19 protein-coding genes and 1 tRNA gene are annotated in these 22,824 nt (G+C 44.9%); 5 read left to right on the top strand and 15 right to left on the bottom strand.

Annotation, left to right across the window (positions count from 1 at the left end; translation table 11 throughout):
• Nucleotides 1-493: 493 nt before the first annotated feature.
• From BN102_RS10355 to BN102_RS10335, 5 genes are all read right to left on the bottom strand, one after another.
• A tRNA-His gene (locus BN102_RS10355) sits at nt 494-567 on the bottom strand.
• Between the two features lie 87 nt (nt 568-654).
• Nucleotides 655-1,728, bottom strand: a complete 1,074-nt coding sequence (locus tag BN102_RS10350) for a CapA family protein (RefSeq protein ID WP_021311841.1) — start codon at nt 1,726-1,728, stop codon at nt 655-657.
• The gene (gene folD, locus BN102_RS10345; RefSeq protein ID WP_019209079.1) at nt 1,725-2,606 is read right to left on the bottom strand and encodes a bifunctional methylenetetrahydrofolate dehydrogenase/methenyltetrahydrofolate cyclohydrolase FolD; all 882 of its coding nucleotides are present in this window, start codon (nt 2,604-2,606) and stop codon (nt 1,725-1,727) included. The genes BN102_RS10350 and folD overlap by 4 nt, the downstream gene beginning before the upstream one ends.
• 11 nt (nt 2,607-2,617) lie before the next feature.
• Entirely contained in the window at nt 2,618-3,940 is a 1,323-nt protein-coding gene (ffh, locus tag BN102_RS10340) for a signal recognition particle protein (RefSeq protein ID WP_019209078.1), read from the bottom strand.
• Between the two features lie 84 nt (nt 3,941-4,024).
• The gene (locus BN102_RS10335) at nt 4,025-5,374 is read right to left on the bottom strand and encodes an MATE family efflux transporter (protein WP_245545389.1); all 1,350 of its coding nucleotides are present in this window, start codon (nt 5,372-5,374) and stop codon (nt 4,025-4,027) included.
• A 116-nt stretch (nt 5,375-5,490) separates the two neighbouring features.
• On the opposite strand from BN102_RS10335, the gene BN102_RS10330 reads away from it, so the two are divergent.
• Complete coding sequence (locus BN102_RS10330) at nt 5,491-6,831, top strand: OmpP1/FadL family transporter (protein WP_036788033.1); 1,341 nt, start codon at nt 5,491-5,493, stop codon at nt 6,829-6,831.
• Nucleotides 6,832-7,048: 217 nt separating this feature from the next.
• A complete protein-coding gene (locus BN102_RS10325) occupies nt 7,049-9,472 on the top strand; it encodes a TonB-dependent receptor (RefSeq protein WP_019209075.1) in 2,424 nt (807 codons plus the stop codon).
• Nucleotides 9,473-9,522: 50 nt separating this feature from the next.
• On the opposite strand, the gene recQ is transcribed toward BN102_RS10325, so the two are convergent.
• The 4 genes from recQ to tig all read right to left on the bottom strand — a co-directional run bounded on the left by recQ (nt 9,523) and on the right by tig (nt 15,338).
• Complete coding sequence (recQ, locus tag BN102_RS10320) at nt 9,523-11,703, bottom strand: DNA helicase RecQ (protein WP_019209074.1); 2,181 nt, start codon at nt 11,701-11,703, stop codon at nt 9,523-9,525.
• Nucleotides 11,704-11,847: 144 nt separating this feature from the next.
• Nucleotides 11,848-13,098, bottom strand: coding sequence for an ATP-dependent Clp protease ATP-binding subunit ClpX (gene clpX, locus BN102_RS10315; protein ID WP_021311844.1), 1,251 nt, complete (start codon nt 13,096-13,098; stop codon nt 11,848-11,850).
• Nucleotides 13,099-13,129: 31 nt separating this feature from the next.
• Complete coding sequence (gene clpP, locus BN102_RS10310; RefSeq protein WP_019209072.1) at nt 13,130-13,804, bottom strand: ATP-dependent Clp endopeptidase proteolytic subunit ClpP; 675 nt, start codon at nt 13,802-13,804, stop codon at nt 13,130-13,132.
• A 175-nt stretch (nt 13,805-13,979) separates the two neighbouring features.
• Nucleotides 13,980-15,338, bottom strand: a complete 1,359-nt coding sequence (tig, locus tag BN102_RS10305) for a trigger factor (protein ID WP_019209071.1) — start codon at nt 15,336-15,338, stop codon at nt 13,980-13,982.
• Nucleotides 15,339-15,547: 209 nt separating this feature from the next.
• Between tig and BN102_RS10300 the strand changes: the two genes are divergently transcribed.
• Nucleotides 15,548-15,796 carry an RNA-binding regulator gene (locus BN102_RS10300; RefSeq protein WP_035456467.1) on the top strand — a complete coding sequence of 83 codons (249 nt, stop codon included), beginning with the start codon at nt 15,548-15,550 and terminating at the stop codon, nt 15,794-15,796.
• Between the two features lie 75 nt (nt 15,797-15,871).
• Here BN102_RS10300 and lptB read toward each other — a convergent pair whose 3' ends face one another.
• The gene (lptB, locus tag BN102_RS10295; RefSeq protein WP_019209069.1) at nt 15,872-16,687 is read right to left on the bottom strand and encodes an LPS export ABC transporter ATP-binding protein; all 816 of its coding nucleotides are present in this window, start codon (nt 16,685-16,687) and stop codon (nt 15,872-15,874) included.
• 146 nt (nt 16,688-16,833) lie between these two features.
• On the opposite strand from lptB, the gene BN102_RS10290 reads away from it, so the two are divergent.
• Nucleotides 16,834-17,577 carry an MlaE family ABC transporter permease gene (locus BN102_RS10290; protein WP_035456466.1) on the top strand — a complete coding sequence of 248 codons (744 nt, stop codon included), beginning with the start codon at nt 16,834-16,836 and terminating at the stop codon, nt 17,575-17,577.
• On the top strand, nt 17,574-18,353 hold the full coding sequence (locus tag BN102_RS10285; protein WP_019209067.1) for an ABC transporter ATP-binding protein: 780 nt from the start codon (nt 17,574-17,576) through the stop codon (nt 18,351-18,353). Before BN102_RS10290 ends, BN102_RS10285 begins: the two co-directional genes overlap by 4 nt.
• A 50-nt stretch (nt 18,354-18,403) precedes the next feature.
• On the opposite strand, the gene der is transcribed toward BN102_RS10285, so the two are convergent.
• The 5 genes from der to BN102_RS10265 form a co-directional block, all read right to left on the bottom strand.
• Nucleotides 18,404-19,717: a ribosome biogenesis GTPase Der gene (der, locus tag BN102_RS10280; protein WP_019209066.1), complete on the bottom strand. Its 1,314-nt coding sequence runs from the start codon at nt 19,715-19,717 to the stop codon at nt 18,404-18,406.
• A gap of 31 nt (nt 19,718-19,748) precedes the next feature.
• Nucleotides 19,749-20,630, bottom strand: a complete 882-nt coding sequence (gene era / locus BN102_RS10275; protein ID WP_036788035.1) for a GTPase Era — start codon at nt 20,628-20,630, stop codon at nt 19,749-19,751.
• A 90-nt stretch (nt 20,631-20,720) separates the two neighbouring features.
• The gene (locus BN102_RS10270) at nt 20,721-21,722 is read right to left on the bottom strand and encodes a beta-ketoacyl-ACP synthase III (protein WP_021311847.1); all 1,002 of its coding nucleotides are present in this window, start codon (nt 21,720-21,722) and stop codon (nt 20,721-20,723) included.
• Between the two features lie 101 nt (nt 21,723-21,823).
• Entirely contained in the window at nt 21,824-22,009 is a 186-nt protein-coding gene (gene rpmF / locus BN102_RS10785) for a 50S ribosomal protein L32 (RefSeq protein WP_083867249.1), read from the bottom strand.
• Between the two features lie 12 nt (nt 22,010-22,021).
• Nucleotides 22,022-22,531, bottom strand: a complete 510-nt coding sequence (locus tag BN102_RS10265; RefSeq protein WP_051007730.1) for a YceD family protein — start codon at nt 22,529-22,531, stop codon at nt 22,022-22,024.
• Nucleotides 22,532-22,824 lie beyond the last annotated feature (293 nt).

Below are 22,824 nucleotides of genomic sequence, written 5' to 3'. Positions count from 1 at the left end.
CTCGTACATCCAAATCTTTTTAAAACTTTTTTCTGAAATTCTTCACAAACGGTATTTATAAAATAGATAACTAACTCTTATTCATTTATATATGAATAAATAGGGGGCACGTCGTCGATTCCTCTTGGTAGTCTCTCCGATCGAAGGAAGCGAAAGCAAGGGAGAATAAGCACCTGAAAACGGCCTGCCCTGAAAATTAAAATTGTCTGCGTAGGGAATTAAAATTGTCTACGCAGGGAATTAAAATTGTCTACGTAGGGAATTAAAACGGTCTGCATGTCTGTGTGGAATCACGTCGTATCGGAGTCTTACACGAGACAGGGCGAGGAATGACTGCGGGCGAGTAGAGGAAAAAGGGTGTGCAGGAACGAAACGGCAATGTCTGAACGTACAGAATTGGGGCTCCTGTCAAAGTTCTCCTCTCCCCAAGGAAGTCGGAACTTTGCGGTAAACGAAAGAAGATGTGCTTACTTCGGCACATCTTCCTTTCGAGGGTGACTGGTGGGACTCGAACCCACGACATTCAGAACCACAATCTGACGCTCTAACCAACTGAACTACAATCACCATGATCGACATCTGTTCGCCTTAGCTTTCTAAGGCGTCGCAAAGTTAGAGATATTTTTATTTCCCGCAAATTTTTAATTCGAAATTTTATTCAACCTCATATTCTTTTATTCCTTTATTATACCTCTCATATAAATTCCGTGCCCTTGCCAGAAACATATTAAAATATTTATACTCTTCTTGCTTCAGGTCCCTGTTTATATAGGAGGCTGGATAAAGCATAAAGTTCTTTCTTCCGCTGAGCCGTGGAGAAGATGTCCAGACAAACGTGTATGCACAATCTTCCACTTGCGTAATACCTACTATTTTCTTTAGTTTCAGCTTCACCATGATTCCGCCGTCTGTATCGGTCTTACGCATATTGGAAACAAAATTTCCCAATGAATAAACGACTACATGTTTTGCCGGCGTCCATTCCTCCTCTTTTACCTCAATGGGCTGAAGCACATGGGGATGTCCGCCGATAATATGGTCTACTCCTTGACGAATCATCCACTCTGCCAGCTCTCTTTCCGCTTGTCGGGGCAGCGACTGGTATTCTATTCCCCAATGCATGCAGGCAATGATCGCATCGGGACGCGCACATCGAGCTGCAAAAATATCCTTCTTCATTTGCTCTTTATCTATATAGTTTACTACATTGGGTTCTGTAACCTTGATGCCATTAGTATCATAGGTATAATTGAGTAAAGCGATGCGGAATCCGCTCTTTTCGATGATAAGCGGATAGGATCGCAGTCGTTGACATCGATCCTTATACGTACCCAAATGCTGTAAACGAAGCGAATCGAGCAGGAATACGGTACGTTCCAATCCTTTCTGCCGGCGGTCCAAACAATGGTTATTAGCCGTGAGAAGGACATCGAACCCCGCTTCTTTAATCGCATAGAGATATTCGTCAGGGGCGCTGAACTGTGGATATCCCGTATAGGGCTTTCCTCCCAATGTGACTTCCAAATTGGCTACGGCAATATCTGCCTGGCTGATCTCGTCCTTTAACGCTTCAAAGTAAGAAGAATAATCATAGCCGTTCGGAGTTTTCGCGGCGGAAATTTGTCCGGCATGCTGCATCAAATCTCCTGCAAAAAGGAGAGTAATCGTCTCTTGGGCGCCTATCTTTCCGCTAAAGCTCAAGAGAGCAAGAAGGAACAAGGGCTTCACGGATAAATCTCTCTTTTCCCCGCCAATAAAGTATTACGCATCAGGGAAACGATTGTCATCGGACCTACGCCACCGGGAACAGGGGTAATGAAAGCGCATTTGGGAGCAACTTCATCGAACTTCACGTCGCCATTCAAACGGAATCCGCTCTTCTTCGTCGTATCGGGCACCCGCGTAGTCCCCACATCGATGATCACTGCTCCTTCCTTTACCATATCGGCAGTAAGGAAATCGGGGTGTCCCATAGCTGCAATAATGATATCAGCTTGGCGGCATTCTTCCCGAATGTATCGACTATGGCTATGCAGTACGGTTACGGTGGCATCTCCCGGAGTTGCTTTACGCATCATCAAGTTAGCCATCGGTTTACCAACGATATTACTTCTTCCGAGGATCACGCATTTCTTCCCTTTCGTATCGATATTATACCTTTTGAGAAGTTCCAGTATTCCGTTCGGAGTAGCAGAGATAAAACACGGCAAACCGATAGCAAGGCGTCCGACGTTAATCGGATGGAAGCCGTCGACATCCTTCCGATAATCGATCGCTTCAATCACCCGCTGTTCCGAAATATGTTTCGGCAAAGGGAGTTGTACCATAAAGCCATCAATATCCGCCTCTTCATTCAACTCTCGTACTTTTCGAAGGAGTCCGTCCTCGGTAATATTCTCTTCAAAGCGAATCAATGTCGACCTAAATCCGCATGCTTCGCACGCCTTTACCTTATTGGCGACATAGGTTTCGCTACCGCCATCGTGTCCCACCAAGACAGCTGCTAAATGAGGACGTTTCTCTCCCTTGGCTATCATCCGGGAAACCTCTTCGGCTATCTCTTTTTTTATCTGTTCAGAAACTGCTTTACCGTCTATGATTTGCATGATATATTATTTTATTTACCCATCATCCGGGCCATTTTTCCCATCTTCGTACTTGTCACAGCTTTCATCATCTTTCGGGTTTGGTCGAACTGTTTAAGCAAGCGATTTACTTCCTGAATATTGGTACCGCTGCCTTTCGCAATACGCATCCGCCTCGACCCGTTGAGCAACTCGGGATGAGTGCGCTCTTGTTTGGTCATACTATGGATGATAGCCTCGATGTTCTTGAATGCATTGTCATCGAGATCCACGTTCTTGATCGCTTTGCCGACTCCCGGAATCATCGAAGCGAGATCCTTAAGATTACCCATTCTCTTGATCTGTTGAATCTGGCTCATAAAATCATTAAAGTCAAATTGATCCTTCTGAATCTTTCTCTGCAAACGCCGTGCTTCTCCTTCATCGTATTGTTCTTGAGCACGTTCCACCAAAGAGACGATATCTCCCATACCCAGAACGCGGTCTGCCATGCGGGCAGGATGGAAAATATCGATTGCCTCCATTTTTTCCCCCGTACCGATAAACTTGATAGGTTTATCGACGACCGTACGAATAGAGAGCGCAGCGCCTCCCCGGGTATCGCCATCTAATTTAGTAAGGACGACGCCACTAAAATCAAGTCGGTCATTAAATTCTTTAGCCGTGTTGACAGCATCCTGGCCTGTCATCGAATCGACCACGAAAAGGATTTCATCTGGTCGGACCGCCTGCTTAATCGCTTCGATCTCATCCATCATCTGTTCGTCTACAGCTAACCGACCGGCCGTATCGACGATCACCGTATCTGCGCTATTGGCCTTCGCATATTGAATGGCATGGAGCGCGATCTGTACCGGTTCTTCGTTCTCGGGCTCGCTATAGACGGGGACATCAATCTGTTGGCCAAGCACTTTCAACTGCTCGATAGCTGCCGGACGGTAGACATCGCCAGCGACCATCAGCGGACGACGGTTTTTCTTCGTCTTCAACATGTGAGCCAACTTTGAAGCAAAGGTTGTCTTACCGGAACCTTGCAAACCGGCCATGAGAATGACGGCAGGCATGCTCTCGAGCTTCAACTCCTCTGTCTGGCCGCCCATCAGTTGTGCCAACTCGTCATGAACGATCTTCACCATCAACTGACTGGGTTTCACAGAGGTCAGCACATGTTGTCCCATAGCTTTCTCCCTCACCGTATCCGTAAAGGTTTTGGCTACTTTATAGTTTACATCGGCATCCAACAATGCCCGCCGCACATCTTTCAGCGTCTCCGCCACGTTAATTTCGGTGATTTTCCCTTCACCTTTCAGGATCTTGAACGACCGTTCCAATCGTTCGGTTAAATTATCGAACATATAGGTGTTACTTTTATTATCACATTAATTTCAACAAGAATCCCCTTTGCACGGGCTGACAAAGGTACTCATTTCTTCCGAAATTCATATCTTTTTATTCTGCCATTTCACTTTTTTCAGATAAATAACGCTCGCGGCAAACATCAATGCATAGTATATCACTTCACAAGCAAAGCACCATTCCACCGGGATCTTCAGCCAAAGTCCCGTAATGAGGACATAGGCAGTATAAATAATCAGCGTTCCTCCCTCTATGTACAACGCTGCCTGCGTATTACCCGTTCCCGAAATGCCCCCAAAATAAGTCATCGCCAAAGAGGCGACCAACATGGCTACAAGGATGGTATACAGCGAAGGAACAGCTTCTACAATGAGAGAAACCTCATTGGTATAAATAGACAAAATAGCCTGAGGGAAGAGAGCGACGAGAAACACACAACCGACGATGATCATAAACGACATGCGCGATATTCGCCACAATAAATGCATGACATTCCGGATGCCTCCTTCGCCGATAAGATTGCTGACTAAAGTATTGGCACAAGTAGAAAGCGACTGGACAGGTATCAATAACACGATATAAATGCTACGCACGATATTGGCAATGGCTAACGGAGCTTCACCCAATTTCTCCACGGCGATAAAAAAGGTAAAGAAGGTACTCATGCTCAGAAAATACTGTAACATTGTAAACGAAGAAATATTCAACACCCTTTCCAATAATCGCCAATCGGCGATTCGGAAACGATTCAATCCATATTTCTTATAATCCAGCCCTAACCGGGAAAACAAAAGGAAAAAGAGCGTACAACAGGCTTCGGCAATCACGGATGCTATGGCAGCACCTTCCAATCCCCACTGGGGCAACCCCAAACGGCCGAAGATCAATCCGTAATCAAGCCATACATTGACTGTCGCCATTATGATGGAACCGAGCGTTAACACCTTCGTTCGGGTAATGCCTACGTAAAAAGCGCGAAACATCACATTCAGGCCAGAAAACAAAAAACCGAAGATGCGCCAGCTCAAATAAGAAAGAGAAGCGGTATAAATAGCATCACTCGACACGATAAACCGCATAATGGCCGGAGCCAGAGCTTTCGTCGATCCGAAAAGCAAAACCGACAGGGCGAGAAGAAAAGCGCAGCCCTGCATCATGATCGGACCGATCTCTGTGAATTCTCTTTCGCCGTTCCGCCGAGCAATCATGATCTGAGAACCCGTACTGAATCCGAAGGCAATGGTAAAAACGCAGATATAAAACAAGCCGCCCATAGCCGAAGCACCGAGTTCCACCTCGCCTACCCGTCCGAGGAAAGCGGTATCGGTCACATTAATAATATTCTGCGCCAATAACCCCAGAAAAATGGGATAACTGACCTCCCAAATTCGTCTGTACGAGTACCCTTGCTTCATCTTTTTCTGAAAAAACATATATAATTCGGAGAAATCGACTGCCGAAATAAATCGAAAGCAAATAACGGCACAATTTATTTCGGAATGTGCAATTTTCATCTACCTTTGCAGCCAAAATTATAAAATAAATAGATATGAAAAAACTATTTTTATCAAGTATAGCGCTATTTCTGTCGTCAATGCCCATATACGCCGGAGGCATTTTAACCAACACGAACCAGCATGCCGCATTCCTGAGGATGCTTGCCCGCGGCGCTTCGATAGGGATTGACGGAGTATACAGCAATCCTGCAGGGCTCTCTTTCCTACCTCACGACGGGCTTTATCTTTCATTGACCAATCAGAGCGCCTATCAAAGCCGGAATATCGATGCGTCGTTCAAAATGTATGCGATGAACGACGATCGGCCAGCGACTACCGATTTTCAGAAATATTACAGAGGGAAAGCTTCGGCACCTTTCATCCCGAGTATTCATGCTGCTTATAAACAAGGAGACTGGACATTATCGGCCTTTTTAGGAGTGACAGGTGGTGGAGGGAAAGCCTCTTTCGACGAAGGTTTGCCACTTTTCAGCTCCTTGATGTCGGCCCTGATCTTCAAACAGACTGCTGCCGCAGGCAAACCCTTATCGCCCCAGATGTATGACATTTATACATCCATGAACGGAAAGCAGTTCATCTACGGCCTTCAGTTAGGGCTCAGCTATCGATTTAATTCGCACCTGTCGGCCTTCTTCGGCGGACGAATGAATTATTTTTACGGGGGATACGAGGGATTTGTAAAAGCGCAGCTCATTCCTTCCTTGGGAGGAAAAGAGCTGGCATCCATCAAATTGGATTGCGATCAGACAGGCTGGGGACTAACCCCTGTCATCGGCTTGGATTATCAAACCGGGCGTTGGAACTTTGCTGCCAAATATGAGTTCAAGACCAACATGAATATCGAAAACAAGACGAAAGTGTTAGAAAGTCCTGACCCTTCTCTCTTGGCGCCGTATGCCGACGGAGTAAATACACCCAGCGACATTCCTTCCCTGCTGACTGTAGCGGCCGGCTATCAAATTCTCCCGACATGGAGAGTGAACGGAGAGTTTCACTTCTTCGACGATAAGCGGGCAGGGATGGCAAACGACAAGCAAAAAGCTTTGACCCGCGGTACCTTCGAATATCAGGCAGGAACTGAATACGATCTCACGAAACAATTGACCGTCAGCGGCGGCATCCAGTTCACCGACTACGGCTTGAGTGACGATTTCCAATCGGATACCAGTTTCTATTGCGATTCCTATTCGTTGGGATTCGGCGCAGCGGTAAAGTTGACGACTCAATGCACACTGAACATCGCCTACTTCTGGACGAAATACCAAAATTACGTCAAGTCTTCGAAAAACTACAACCGAACCGGTTTACCGGGAACGGACGTTTACTCCCGTACCAATAAAGTGTTCGGCTTCAGCGTGGAATATGCCTTCTAACAAAATCACTCGATTGCGCGATGACGGCAATGCACGAGTATTTTCATGACTCGCAGCAGGTGCAAGGTCGAAAAAACTATTTATTGACATTACGACAGTCTGAAGCGTCCGACTGAGCTGTCGACGACTCGAAACAGCCGAATCGAAAAATCCTCAAAAATGAGGATTGATTCATCCGGTGGATATCGTTTACTTTGTCATCGAAAATTTTAATCCAATGAAAAAAACAGCTCTCCTCATTTTAACCGTTCTGTGCTCCGTAAACAGCTATGCCGATAAATTGTCGGGAAATGATCGCTCGGCGATCGACGATACGACCAAAGTCGTCGATATCGAGGAGGTAGTCGTCATCGCTACCCCTAAAGAAACCGGGAAGCTCCGAACCTTGCCGTCTTCAGTATCGCTGGTTTCTCAAAAAGATATACAGATCAATCATATCACTTCCTTAAAAAGGGTCAGCGCTTTGGTACCCAACTTCTTCATGCCTGATTACGGATCGCGTCTAACCTCCGCCGTCTACATTCGCGGCATCGGTTCCCGAATCAATACGCCGGCGGTGGGTATGTATGTCGACAATATTCCCTACATTGATAAATCGGCTTTCGATTTCAATTTCTACGACATCGAACGTATCGACATTCTCCGCGGACCGCAAGGTACTTTATACGGTCGCAACACTATGGGCGGTCTGGTAAAGGTGCATACCAAATCACCGTTCTCCTATCAGGGGACCGATTTGAAAATAGGATACGCCACCAAGGATAATCACCGGAGCATCGCATTGACACATTACCACCGCATCAGTAATCGGTTTGCTTTCTCAGCCGGCGGTTATTACGAAGGTTCCGACGGGTTCTTCAGGCACGCCTTCACCGGCAAGAAAGTGGACGACGTGCAAGCCGGGGGCGGACGCATCCGCGCCGTCTGGTTTCCAGCCGAAAACTGGAAACTCGATTTTACAACAGGTTACGACTACAGCGACGAAGGAGGCTATCCGTATTATTATACGGGGACGCTCAACGGCAAGGAACTTCATCAGGACTGGATAGGCAAAATCACCAACAACCGGGAGAGCAAATACCGCCGCGGACTGTTCAATACCGGCCTCCAGGTCGAGTTCCAGGCCAAGAATTTCATCATGAACACAGTAACTGGCTACCAACACCTGCACGACCGCATGGCGATGGATCAGGATTACCTCCCCCTCGATATTTACATCTTGGAACAGAAACAACGTCAAAGCACCCTGAGCGAAGAAATCACGTTCAAAAGCAAAGGCGAACGCCACTGGGAGTGGGTAACTGGAATCAGCAGCCTTTATCAATGGCTACACACCGATGGCCCCGTTACTTTTCACGAGGATGGCATTTCTTCGCTCATAGAAAATAACGTCAATTCGATCTTCGCCAGCATTCGTGACACTAATCCGCACGCACCAGAGATGTCGTTAGACGTAACTTCAAAGAGCCTATTCATGCGCAACACCTTCGATACGCCGATACTTAGCACGGCGTTCTTCCATCAATCCTCCTTGAAGAATCTGCTTTTCGAAGGCCTTTCCTTCACCCTTGGCGCTCGTCTCGAATATGAAAAGATGAAAATGGATTATTTCTCGGACGGGAACATCGATTTCGATTTCCGTATCGTCATGAAGCCTTCTCTGGACATGACCATCCCCCATCTGAATGCTCATCCGCTATTCAACGGGAAATTGCAGAACGAGTATTGGCAGTTGCTTCCGAAATTCGCATTGAAATACGACTTCAACAAAATCAATCACCTCTATGCCAGTGTAACAAAGGGATACCGCTCTGGAGGCTATAACGTACAAATGTTTTCCGACATCGTTCAAGGCGATATGGCATCCAAGATGATTGATGCGATCTTCGATGATCCCAAACTCGCGCCGATGAAAGATCGTTTTCTCCCCATTCTGAAAGAGAAAGTGCCTGGCTATGGCGTGGGACACGACATCAAAGCCACCACTACTTATAAACCTGAATACAGTTGGAACTATGAATTAGGTTCGCATTTGGATCTGATAAGCCATAAACTGCGCATGGATATGGCAGTCTTCTACATGGATACACGCGACCAGCAAATTGCCCGTTTCGCCGAGAACGGTTGGGGACGCATGATGGTCAATGCGGGCAAAAGCGAAAGCTACGGTGCGGAATTGAGCCTAAAGGCGGCAATCAATCAGCACGTCAACCTGTCCGCAAGCTACGGCTATACGCATGCCACCTTCAAGGATTATGAAGGAGGCACTAACAGCGTCGGCATAAAAATAGATTACCGTGGCAACTACATACCATTCGTACCTCGGCACACGCTGAACGTAGGGGGCGATTACTCCTTCCTGTTCAAAAATCATTTTGCACAAAGCCTGACGTTGGGAGTCAACTATATCGGGGCCGGAAAAATATACTGGACAGAAAAGAACGACGTTTCCGAAAACTTCGACGGAACGCTGAACGCATACATCTTCCTGCAATGCCATAAGGCGCTCAGCATCAACATGTGGGGACGCAACCTCACCGCCCATCGCTATACCACGTTCTATTTCGAAAGCATAAATCGCGGCTACAAACAACTCAACAAACCCTTTCAGCTCGGTATTGATATTCGCTATCAGTTCTGAAAACTTCATACAAAACCCTCGAAAGGATTTACAAGAGCTTTCAAGTTTTTTTAATTGGCCATTTCCGAGATGAACTTTATCCGCACCAAGCGGATTTCATCCTCGGTATAATCATTACCCAACTCTTCAATAGCGTCATCGATGCTGTCGGTGATCGATTCTTTGAAATAATCGTAAATATCCTGCATATGATCTTCATCCATGACTTCATCCAGAAAATAGTCGATATTGAGTTTAGTGCCCGAATATACAATCGCTTCTATCTCGTCTAACAATTCGTCGAATTCAAGTCCTTTCGATACGGCGATATCTTCGAAATCGACCTTTCGATCTATCGCCTGAATGATAGCAACTTTTATTTTCGACTTATTAGCGACGGTTCGCACACGAAGGTCTTCCGGACGTTCAATCTCGTTCTCCTCGCAGTGTTTCCGGATCAGCTCGCAGAATTCTTTCCCGTACCGCTTCGCTTTCCCTGCCCCCACTCCGGGAATGTTCTGCAATTCTTCCACCGTAACGGGATAGATGGTCGCCATAGCCTCCAACGAAGGATCCTGGAAAATAACATAGGGCGGAACGTCCAACCTTTTAGACATTTTCTTCCTCAAATCCTTCAACATGGAGTATAACGTGGGATCTACGGCACACGAGACTCCTCCCCGAACGGGGGTTTCTTCTTCGTCTGTTTCGAAATCCGCATCTTCAACAATCTTGAAGGAGGTAGGGTTCTCCAAAAACCGGTGTCCTGCCAACGTCAGCTTCAGCAAACCGTAATTTTCAACGTCCTTATTCAGATAGCCAGCTATTAAAGCTTGTCGTATTACGGCATTCCATATTTTCTCATCTTCGCCCATCCCAGTTCCGAATTCCTCCAATTCTTCATGACCGTGCGCCAATACTTCGGTGGTCTCTCTCCCCAATAAAATATCGACGATGTGATCTGCTTTGAAGTTTTCTTTAACCGATAGAATCGTTTCCATTACGGAACACAACTGCTCTCTGGCTTCGATTTTCTTTTTAGGATTCAGACAATTATCGCAATTTCCGCAATTATCTTCCTGGAAATCTTCGCCGAAATAGTGTAAAAGCGTTTTTCTCCGACAAATGGACGATTCGGCATAAGCCGCCGTCTCATTCAACAACTGACGGCCGATTTCTTGCTCGGCAATGGGTTTACCTTGCATGAATTTTTCCAACTTTTGCAAGTCCTTGCTCGAATAGAAGGTGATGCATACCCCTTCGCCTCCGTCTCGACCGGAACGTCCTGTTTCCTGGTAATATCCTTCCAGACTTTTGGGTATATCATAATGTATCACGAAACGTACATCCGGCTTATCGATACCCATACCGAACGCAATGGTCGCCACGATTACTTCTATGTCTTCCTTCAGAAAAGCATCCTGATTGGCAGTGCGCGTAGCCGTATCCATCCCCGCATGATAAGGTCGGGCGTTTATTCCATTGGCGCGTAAAATTGCAGCCAATTCTTCGACTTTCTTTCGGCTCAAACAATAGATGATTCCCGATTTCCCAACATTAGCCTTGATAAACTTGATGATTTCCTTATCGACATCATTAGTCTTCGGACGGACTTCATAATATAAATTCGGACGATTAAACGAAGAAATGAATTCTCGAGCATCCTGTATCCCCAGATTTTTTTTTATATCCGAACGGACTTTCAACGTGGCTGTGGCAGTCAGCGCAATAACAGGGGCGTCGCCTATTTCATTAATGATAGGACGAATACGGCGATACTCAGGGCGGAAATCGTGTCCCCATTCGGAGATGCAATGCGCTTCGTCAATCGCATAAAACGAGATCTTCACATTTCTAAGGAAATCTACATTTTCTCCTTTTGTAAGAGACTCGGGAGCGACGTATAAGAGTTTCGTCTTTCCATCCAGAATATCTTGTTTAACCTGATCGATCGCCGACTTATTTAAAGAGGAATTGATGAAATGCGCCACGCCTTCTTCGTCACTGAAATCCCGCATAGCGTCCACTTGGTTCTTCATCAGGGCGATTAACGGTGAAATAACAATAGCCGTACCTTGCATTAAGAGCGAAGGCAACTGATAGCATAAAGACTTTCCTCCACCTGTAGGCATCAAGACAAAGGTATTTTTCCCTTCTAACAAGTTATGGATAATAGCCTCTTGATGTCCTTTAAATGTATCAAAGCCGAAATATTGCTTCAGCGCTTTTGTTAAATCATTTTTCTCTGCCATTATTATATCGATCGATTTAGTTGATACAACCTGTCAGGTTTTTCTCTGGATTTCTAACAAAGTTATAAACAACTTCTCAAATAATACAACTTATTTAAATTCTTTTTCCGCAGACAGTCGTTATTTATTACGAAGCGACTGAAATCAGTTTTCCGCATTCTCTAATCTCGATAAATTAGCCTTTTCCATTTGTTTCTTGGCAAAGTCTACCGTTACTTCGAAAGAATTAATTTCCGTAGACGGCAATTCATACATACTATCCATCATGATCGTTTCGACAATAGAGCGCAAACCGCGAGCGCCCAGTTTATACTCGATAGCTTTGTCGACAATATATTCATAAACGGCGGGATCGAAACTGAGTTTCATTTTGTCCATCTCAAATAGTTTCACATATTGTTTGATAATCGAGTTCTTCGGCTCTGTCAGGATACGTCTTAACGCATCCCTGTCTAATGGATTCAAATAGGTAAGGATAGGCAGCCGGCCGATGATTTCAGGAATCAGTCCGAACGATTTCAAATCCTGCGGAGCAACGTATTGCATCAGATTATTCTTATCGATCCGAACACTCTTCTGGGAAGGAGTATAACCTACTACATGCGTATTCAAGCGTTGGGCGATCTTTCGCTCTATACCGTCGAACGCTCCTCCGCAAATAAACAGGATATTTTTTGTATTGACAGGAATCAATTTCTGTTCCGGATGTTTCCTCCCCCCCTGCGGAGGCACGTTGACAATCGATCCTTCCAACAGCTTCAGTAGTCCCTGTTGAACACCTTCTCCGCTTACATCCCGGGTGATCGACGGATTATCTCCCTTCCGGGCGATCTTATCGATCTCGTCGATAAATACGATTCCCCGTTCGGCCTCCGTGACATTGTAATCGGCCACTTGCAACAAACGAGTTAAAATGCTCTCAATGTCTTCGCCTACATAACCGGCTTCCGTCAATACGGTTGCATCGACTATCGTAAAAGGTACGTGAAGCATTTTGGCAATCGTCCTCGCCAACAGAGTTTTTCCCGTTCCGGTACTTCCCACCATGATGATATTCGACTTTTCTATCTCCACATCATCTTTATCGTCCTTTTGCAACAGCCGCTTATAATGGTTATACACGGCTACGGCAAGATAACGTTTGGCATCGTCCTGACCGATCACATATTGATCCAAAAATTGTTTAATTGCAATCGGCTTAGGTATTTCCGCCAACTTCAGTTCCTTCGTCGCCCGATCTTGCTGTTGTATAGTTTCTTGAACAATCTCATAAGCTTGTTCAGCACACTGGTTGCAAATACAACCGTTCATGCCTGTAATAAGAAAGTCGACTTCGTTTTCCATTCGTCCGCAAAAACTGCAAACGCGCTTATTTCTTTTAGTTTTATCTTCCAACTTTCGCTATATATAATATAAAAAAAGTGTACTATTTCGATACGGGTTTGCGCATCATGACTTCATCAATCATGCCATACGCTTTGGCCTCGGGAGCAGTCATCCAATAATCGCGATCCGAATCTGCCCATACCTTCTCGTACGTATTGTGGGAATGATCGGCAATGATCCTATACAACTCTTCTTTCAATAATTGTATTTGTTTTGCCGTAATCTCGATATCAGAAGCCTGCCCTTGCACACCACCCATGGGTTGATGAATCATGACGCGAGAATGCTGTAACGCCGAACGTTTACCCTCTTTTCCCGCCACCAGCAATACGGCAGCCATCGAAGCCGCCATGCCCGTACAGATAGTAGCCACATCGCTGTGGATGAACTGCATCGTATCGTAAATGCCAAGACCGGCATGAACCGATCCACCAGGAGAATTAATGTAAATAGAAATATCCTTATCAGCATCGACGGAGTCCAAATATAAAAGTTGGGCTTGCAAGGTGTTTGCCGTATAATCGTTGATTTCAGTTCCTAAGAAGATGATTCGATCCATCATTAAGCGAGAAAATACATCCAACTGGGTAACGTTCAGTTGACGTTCTTCCAAGATATACGGATTCAGATAACTGTTTTGTGCTTTTACCACATCGTCCAGCACGAAACCATTCATTCCGAATTTTCGAATAGCAAACTTTCTAAAATCGTCCATAACCATAAATAGTTAAATGTTAGTAATTAAAAAAAAGGAAAGGCCGTCCTTTTCGTCTTTAAAAAAAGTACTCAAAGTGCCAGCAAGGTATTACAACTTTTATTCCTTAAACAAAGAATCGGCAAAAAACTTCTCCTTTTTTAGTAAGAATTAGCAAATGGAGATCGTTTTTTTCCTATGACTGAAACAGTTTATTGAATTCTTCTACCGAAACGGTCTTCTTCTCTAACGTTACCTTTGCAATCAATGCTACTCCGAGCTTATTCTCAATCACCCGATTGACTAAATTCTCGACCGTTTCTTTCTTTTCCAGCATCCGTTGTACATAATTATCGAGCAGATTTTCCGGCAAATTAGTCATACCATATTGAGCGAACTGCATCGATGCAACCTGACGCGCCATGTTTCTCACCTCCTCATCATTCACTTTGATTCCGTAAGCTTCCACCAATTGTTCCTTTATCAGGTGCCATGTCAATTCTTTGACACTCCCCTCGTAATTGCTTTCGACAAACTCTTCCCCTTTTTCTTGGTTATTTTCCAACATGACGCGCTTCAACAAAGCGTCTGGAAATTCTAATTTGCCGACTTTATTCATGGCATACTCGCGGGCATCGATCAAAAATCTGTAATTACTGTCGCCTTGGTATCGAGCGATCATATCATCTTTTATCTTGGTACGAAATTCCTCCACGCTCGTCACGACGCCTTCGCCATAAATCTGATCGAAAAATTTCTGATCAAGCTCGGCGGGAACAAGGTGTTGAATTTCTTCTACCCGATAGGTATAATCACCTTTATGTCCTTCTACTTCTTCTTTCTTGATCTTCAGCAAAGAAGCTATTTCGATGTCATTATCGTCGTAAGCAGCCGCAAGGTTGAAAGTCAGCACGTCGTTCAGTTTAGCATTGTTAAAAACAGCTTTCTGCTCGTCGTTCTTCATGTAAACAGGCATCAGGGTAGCGCTTTCTATTTGTATGCCTCCGGCTTTGGCTTTACCGTTTTCATCCAGTTCCACCAACAGGCCTCTCATCATATCGCGATCCTGATATTGTTCAACCTTTTCAAGCTTCGCAGCACGTTCCCGATACACGGCGACCTGGTCGTCGATCATCTTATCCGTCACCTCGATCGTATAAAAAGGGATTTTGTCTGTTTGATTCAACTCGATTTTAAATTCAGGCGTCAAGGCGAGGTCAAAAACAAACTCATAAGCGTTTTGATGTTCGAAATCGATCGGTTTCATCTTCTCTTGGTTAGGTAACGGCATTCCCAGTATTTTCAGTTTGTTGTCGCGGATATATTCATTTACCTTCTCCTGCATCAGTCTGTCGACCTCTTCCACCAGCACCGTCTTGCCAAACTGACGCTGGATCAATCCCATGGGAACCATTCCTCTACGGAAACCCGGTATATTTGCTTTCTGGCGATATTCTTTCAGAATTTTATCAATCCTCTCTTGGCAGTCGGCCTTGTCAATATTGACCGTGAGCAATGCGTTTACACGATCGATCTTCTCCAACGAAATATTCATGCTGTTTCTTACTTTATATTATCAATTATTACTGGAATTAGGCGCAAAATTAGTGTTTAATCTCTCAATTACCAAATAGACCATAAGAAAATAAAATTGTTTTTTTACTTGCAGATTAAAAATTTATGCGTTCCTTTGTCATCGGCTTGAAGACTTTTTCTCGTCATCAGCCGGAAACATTTTTAATTATTTATTTTTTTATTTTTATGATGAATTTGTATTTAGGAAACCTTAACTATAAAGTTAAGGAGGGCGACTTGGAAGAATTATTAAGCGCGTACGGCGCTGTCACTTCTGCCAAAATTGTTAAAGATCGGGAGACCGGTCGGTCGAAAGGCTTCGGTTTCGTGGAGATGGAGAATGAGGAAGAAGCGGTTAAAGCAATGACAGCATTGAACGGCACGGAATACCAAGGCCGCATGCTGGTTATCAAAGAAGCATTGCCGAAAAACGCATAATTATTACTACCGATACTCTTAGAAAAAGCTTCAATTCGTTGAAGCTTTTTTATATATATGCACAGGAACTTCTCTTTACGTGTTTGAAGGACTTTCTTGGTCTGCGATTTGGAAATCCTTTCTGCGCAAGACGAAGTTCGTGCCTAAATACTTCTCCCTGACAACACGATTGGTGGCTAGCTCTTCCGGAGTCCCCTGAAAAAGGATTCTCCCTTCAAACAAAAGATAGGCTCGATCGGTCAAACGCAATGTTTCCATCGCATTATGATCGGTGATCAGGATACCGATATTTTTATCTTTCAACTTCCACACGATGCGCTGAATATCTTCGACAGCAATCGGATCGACGCCTGCAAAGGGTTCGTCCAACATGATGAACTTTGGATTAATGGCCAAACAACGCGCAATCTCGGTGCGTCGGCGTTCACCACCCGACAATTGATCGCCCAAGCTCTTACGGACTTTCGTGAGATGAAACTCGGCAATAAGTTCCTCCAAGCGTTCTCTTTGATATTCAGGTGTAGTATCGGTCAATTCGAGAACGGAAGAAATATTGTCCTCCACACTCATTTTACGGAACACGGAGGCTTCCTGTGCCAAATATCCAATACCGTTCTGTGCACGTTTATAAACCGGATAGGAGGTGATGTCCATATCGTTCAGGTAAATATGTCCTTCATTAGGAACGATCAGCCCGGTCGTCATATAAAAAGAAGTCGTTTTGCCTGCACCGTTCGGGCCGAGCAAGCCGACAATTTCGCCTTGTCGTACCTTATACGATACATGGCTAACCACCGTACGTTTCCCGTATCGCTTGACCAAATCTTCCGCACGCAGAACCATCTTTCCGTCCGTGGCAGGTTCCGTCTGTCCTTTCCTCTCTTCCGACATAACTTCCATAATTTACGAGCAAAATTACGAAAAAAGTTCAGTAAACGAATACAAGGGAAGAAAAACACTTACTCTTTTACATTTATATAGGTAGAAAAAGCTAATTTTGCAAGAAAAACAGAGGCGGCATGTATTTGTTAGAACCGATTATCAAACCCATTCAGACGGTAGGGAAATACGTCATGCTGATGAGACGGGCTTTCTCCCGTCCGGAAAGCATACGCATGTATCTCAAGCAATACCTGCATGAAATGGTAAAATTAGGTGTGAATTCGGTCGGTATCGTACTACTGATTTCATTCTTCATCGGTGCCGTCATTTGCATTCAGATCAAGTTGAATATCGAAAGTCCGTGGATGCCGCGATTTGTGGTAGGCTATACGACGCGGGAAATCCTGTTGCTGGAATTCTCGTCCTCCATCATGTGTTTGATTCTGGCGGGAAAAGTCGGTTCAAACATCGCCTCCGAAATCGGTACGATGCGGGTAACTCAACAGATCGACGCGCTGGAAATCATGGGAGTCAACTCGGCTTCGTTCCTGATCCTCCCCAAGGCCTTAGCGCTGATGACGATTATTCCCATCTTGGTCATATTCAGCATTACCTCTGGAATAATCGGGGCGTTCTGTACGGCCTGGATCGGTGGAGTAATGAATGTGGAAGACTTTATCTACGGGCTTCAGTACAGCTTTCAAGAATGGTTCATCTGGTGCAGCTTTATCAAATCCGTCTTCTTTGCCTTCATCATCGCTACGGTCTCCGCTTACTTCGGCTACACGGTCGAAGGCGGTTCCATCGGCGTGGGCAAGGCAAGCACCGACTCAGTAGTGATGAGCAGCGTATTGATTCTATTCTCCGACTTGATACTAACTCAACTTTTAATGGGATGATAGAGATAAAGTCATTATATAAATCGTTTGAGGATAAGGATGTCCTGCGAGATATCAATTTTCGATTCGATGAGGGGAAGACCAATCTGATTATCGGACAGAGCGGTTCGGGGAAGACAGTACTGATGAAATGTATCGTCGGATTGCTTACCCCTGAACAGGGCCAGGTTCTCTATGACAGGCGAGATTTCCTATCAATGGGAAAGCGGGAGAAAAAAGCTTTGCGTCGGGAAATGGGAATGATTTTTCAGAGTGCGGCACTCTTCGATTCATTGACTGTGTTGGAAAATGTCATGTTTCCACTCGACATGTTCTCTGACCATAATTACCGAGACAGGGTAAAACGTGCTCGTTTCTGCCTGGACCGCGTAAACTTGGCGGACGCCCAAAACAAATATCCCGCCGAAATCAGCGGAGGCATGCAAAAGCGAGTGGCCATCGCCAGAGCCATCGCACTAAATCCCCAGTACCTTTTCTGCGACGAACCCAATTCGGGGCTCGATCCGAAAACATCCCTGGTAATCGATGAATTGATACACGACATTACCATCGAGTATAACATCACCACCATTATCAATACGCACGACATGAATTCCGTGATTGGCATCGGCGAAAGTATTCTCTTCATCTGCGACGGGAAGAAAGAATGGGAGGGTACCAAAAACGACGTCTTCACGGCGAAAAACGAAAAATTTAACGATTTCATCTTCGCTTCCGACCTGCTAAAGAAAGTGAAATCGGAGGAGATAAGAGAAATAAGCATGTCGCAAAAGTAGACTCCCGCTTGCAGTAGGCGGAATGCCTGCCCGAGATTCTTTCCGATTTGTTACTTCTGCCGGATAAAGATATTCACCGGTGTCCCCGACAAATTCCACTTCTCCCGAATCTTGTTCTCCAAGAAACGTTTGTAAGGTTCCTTCACATATTGCGGCAAGTTGGCGAAAAATACAAACGAAGGAATTTGCGTATTCGGTAACTGTGTACAATACTTGATCTTAATATATTTCCCCTTTATCGATGGTGGTGGATAAGCTTCGATCAGCGGCAACATTTCCTCATTCAGTTTGGCCGTTGCAATCTTCTGTCGACGGGTGAGGAAGACGTTCTTCGCCGCTTCGAGTACCTTAAAAATGCGTTGCTTCGTCACTGCAGAGGCAAAGATCACAGGGAAATCGACAAAAGGAGCAAAACGTGTGCGAATCGCTTCTTCGAAGACAGTGATCGCACGATTGTTCTTGTTCTCGACCAAGTCCCATTTATTCACCACCACCACCAATCCTTTCTGATTTCTTCGAATCAACGAAAAGATATTCAAATCCTGTCCCTCGATGCCGCGAGTAGCATCGACCATCAAGATACATACATCCGAATTTTCGATCGCGCGTACGGAACGGATCACCGCATAATATTCCAAATCCTCCGTCACCTTCGCTTTCTTTCGGATGCCGGCGGTATCGACCAAATAGAAATCGAATCCGAACTTATCGTAACGCGTATAAATAGAATCGCGCGTAGTGCCAGCTATCTCCGTAACAATATTCCTCTTCTCGCCGATGAATGCGTTGATCAGAGACGATTTCCCCACATTGGGACGGCCGACGACGGCAAAGCGCGGCACGTCGTCTTCCAACAGTTCCTCCGGACTCTTTTTAAACCGGCCGGTCACCACATCCAGCAAATCTCCCGTACCGAATCCACTCAACGAAGAGATGCAGTAAGGATCGCCCAATCCCAAGTTATAAAATTCGGCGGCATCGTACAAAAGCAAATTATTATCGGCTTTGTTGGCAACCAAAAGGACAGGTTTCTTGACTCTTCTTAAAATAGAAGCCACCTCTTGATCCAGGTCTGTTACTCCGTTCTTTATGTCTACCACGAACAGGATGACATCCGCTTCGTCGACGGCCAACGCAACCTGTTTTCGGATCTCTTCCTCAAAGATATCGTCCGAATTGATCACCCATCCTCCCGTATCAATCACGGAGAATTCTTGTCCATTCCATTCCGCTTTTCCGTATTGCCGATCACGCGTAGTACCAGCCTGTTCGTTGACGATGGCCTGACGCGTTTGCGTTAAACGGTTGAACAAGGTTGATTTCCCTACATTCGGACGTCCTACTATTGCAACTATATTTCCCATAACGTTATCATTTTACGGTTATCCTGTCGAATTAATTTGCTTGATATCCGAAGTTCTTTAATTCTTTATCCGAATTTCTCCAATCCTTATCTACCTTCACAAAGGTTTCCAAAAAGATGGATTTATGGAAAAAACGTTCCAAATCTTTCCGGGCTGCCGTAGCTATTTTCTTTAAAGCGATCCCTCTATGCCCGATGATAATCCCTTTTTGAGAATGTCGTTCCACACAAATCACCACATGGATGTGAATATGCTTAAGTGTTTCATTGAACTGTTCCACGAAGACTTCGACGGCGTAAGGTATTTCTTTATCGTAATACAACAAAATCTTCTCGCGAACGATCTCCGAGACAAAAAACCTGGCAGGTCTGTCCGTCCATTGATCTTTACCGAAATAAGGCGGCGAATCGGGCAATAATTCCTGAATACGCTTCATCAGCGGTTGAATATTGAAGTTTGCTTTGGCCGATATAGGCAATATTTCAGCCTGAGGTATGAGTGTATGCCATTTCTGTACCGTCTTTTCCAAATCCTGCTGATTGGAAAGATCTATTTTATTGATCAATAACAATACAGGGATTTGCAAGAGATTGACTCGATCTATAAAATCTTGATTTTTACCTGCCGTCTCGACGATATCCGTTACATAAAGCAGGATATCGGCATCTGAAAGAGCGGATTTCGAGAACTCCAACATGCTTTCCTGCAACTTATAATTAGGCTTAAGGACACCCGGCGTATCTGAAAAGACAATCTGCATCTCATCCGTATTCAAGATACCCATAATACGGTGACGCGTAGTCTGAGCTTTGAAAGTAGCGATGGACACCCGCTCGCCCACGAGAAGGTTCATCAACGTCGATTTCCCGACGTTCGGATTGCCGACAATATTCACAAATCCTGCTTTATGCACCATAACGTTTTTCATTTGATAACGGACAAAAAAACGTATCTTATCGCGAAGGATGCGTCCAATAATCATGAGCGATGACTCGAAACCGATTTACTTATTCCCGTCATATCCCCACTTCATATACAATGCCCCGTAAGTAAACCCGGCACCGAAGGCAGTAAATAACAAATTATCGCCTTTCTTCAGGCGCTTTTCGTAATCCCACAAACATAGCGGAAGCGTTCCCCCGCTTGTATTGCCATATCGTTGAATATTGATCATTACTTTCTCCATCGGAACCTCCAAACGTTCGGCCACCGCAGTGATAATCCTCATATTCGCTTGATGAGGGATCACCCAATCGATATTTTCTTTCGCCAAACCGTTTCGGTCGGCCAAAGCTGCCGTTATTCCTGACATGTTCGAAACGGCATATTTAAAGACCGTTCTGCCTTCCTGGTAAATATAATGCATGTGATTGGCCACTGTAAAGTGAGAAGGAGGGCACACGGATCCCCCGGCTTTCATGTGTAAAAATGGAAGGCCCTTCCCGTCAGCACGAAGAATGGAATCCACAATACCTACCTCTTCCTTCGTCCCTTCGAGTAATACGGCGGCTGCACCGTCTCCGAAAATCGGGCAGGTACTCCGATCGCTGTAATTTACCATCGACGACATTTTGTCTCCTCCCACTACGATGATCTTCTTATGCCTGCCGGAAACAATCATAGAAGCGGCCACTTCCAACGCGTACAGAAAACCGCAGCAAGCCGCCTGAAAGTCAAAAGCAAAGGCATTCTTCAATCCTAACTTATCAATCAGAATGGAAGCGGTAGAAGGAAAATGATAATCAGGAGTAGTGGTAGCTACCATTACCGCGTCGATTTCGTCGGGATCGACTTGTGTTTTTTCCATTAATTGCTTGACAGCCTTGCGCGACATGTAGGAGGTACCCAGTCCCTCGTCATTGAGAATATGTCTTTCCTCCACTCCGATACGGGTCATTATCCATTCGTCGGTAGTGTCTACCATTCGGGATAACTCTTCATTGGTCAAGATATAATCGGGAACATATCCGCCAATACCCGTTATTACAGCATTTATCTTTTCCATCATTCGATTCTAAATTTCAACACTAAAAAGAGAGCCGACAGAGCCGAAGCTCGCCGGCTTATACCTTTCGATAATCTACAAATAGATCTGAAACTGCCGCATTAGGCAGTAGTTTCTTTTTCGATTGCTATTTTCCCTCTGTAATAACCGCAAGTTGGACAAACAGTGTGGTATACATGCCATTCGCCACAATTCGGACAAATAGCCAGGGTGGGAACTACTGCCTTATCGTGAGTTCTTCTCTTAGCAGTTCTCGTTTTTGACTGTCTTCTTTTAGGATGTGCCATCTTATTAAAATTTTAATTACTATCTGATATTTGTTTTAAATCATTCCATCGAGGATCGACCGCATCAGCTGCACGCTCGCATAATTCTTTTCCGGAAAAATCATCTGCCATCGGGCTTAAATGCGCCTTATACTTCCGTATCATCTCTTCATTACACAAACCCGCTTCATGTACATGCTTCATCGGTATGCGGAGCACGATCAATTCATACATCAACCATGCCACATCGATGAATCCTTCCTCTTCCGGCACTACCACTGCGTCATCCGACTCCGCATACGATTTTCCCCATTTAACTCTTAATCGATCGACCGAAGAGATCGGTAATTCCAAATCGTCCAGACATCTGTCACAAGCCACTGTTACACTTCCTTCCGTACGAAAGGTAAGAACAAACGAACCCTGCTCACGACAAACATCGATAAAAACATTCAGAGCGCCCTTCTGTACTTCCGAGGTCTGAAGATTTCTAAAGAACTCTTCATCGAGGGTAAACTCATAATGAGCGGAATCCACGCTCATCTTTTTCAGTCCAATCTTATATGTATCGTCTGATGTATTCAACACCGTAATTAATAAACTGGGCGACAAAGATACGAATTATTTTATTAATTCCTCATGAACGAATGATATTTTTACACGCATATTTTTCACATTCTGTGCCCTCATATTTGTTGGAACTTGACCTCCCTCATAACTCACCCCAACCCCAACCCACAGAAACACGAACAGCATAAAGAAAAGAAAGAAAAAAAGTAAAGTAGAGAAAAGAGTAGAGGAAGAGTAGAGGAAAAGTAGAGGAAAAGTAGAGGAAG

It is taken from the genome of Phocaeicola abscessus CCUG 55929 (assembly GCF_000312445.1).
GTDB classification, from domain to species: Bacteria; Bacteroidota; Bacteroidia; order Bacteroidales; family Bacteroidaceae; genus Phocaeicola; species Phocaeicola abscessus.
Note: the sequence above shows the minus strand (reverse complement) of the source record. Positions and strands in the feature narration are given on the sequence as shown.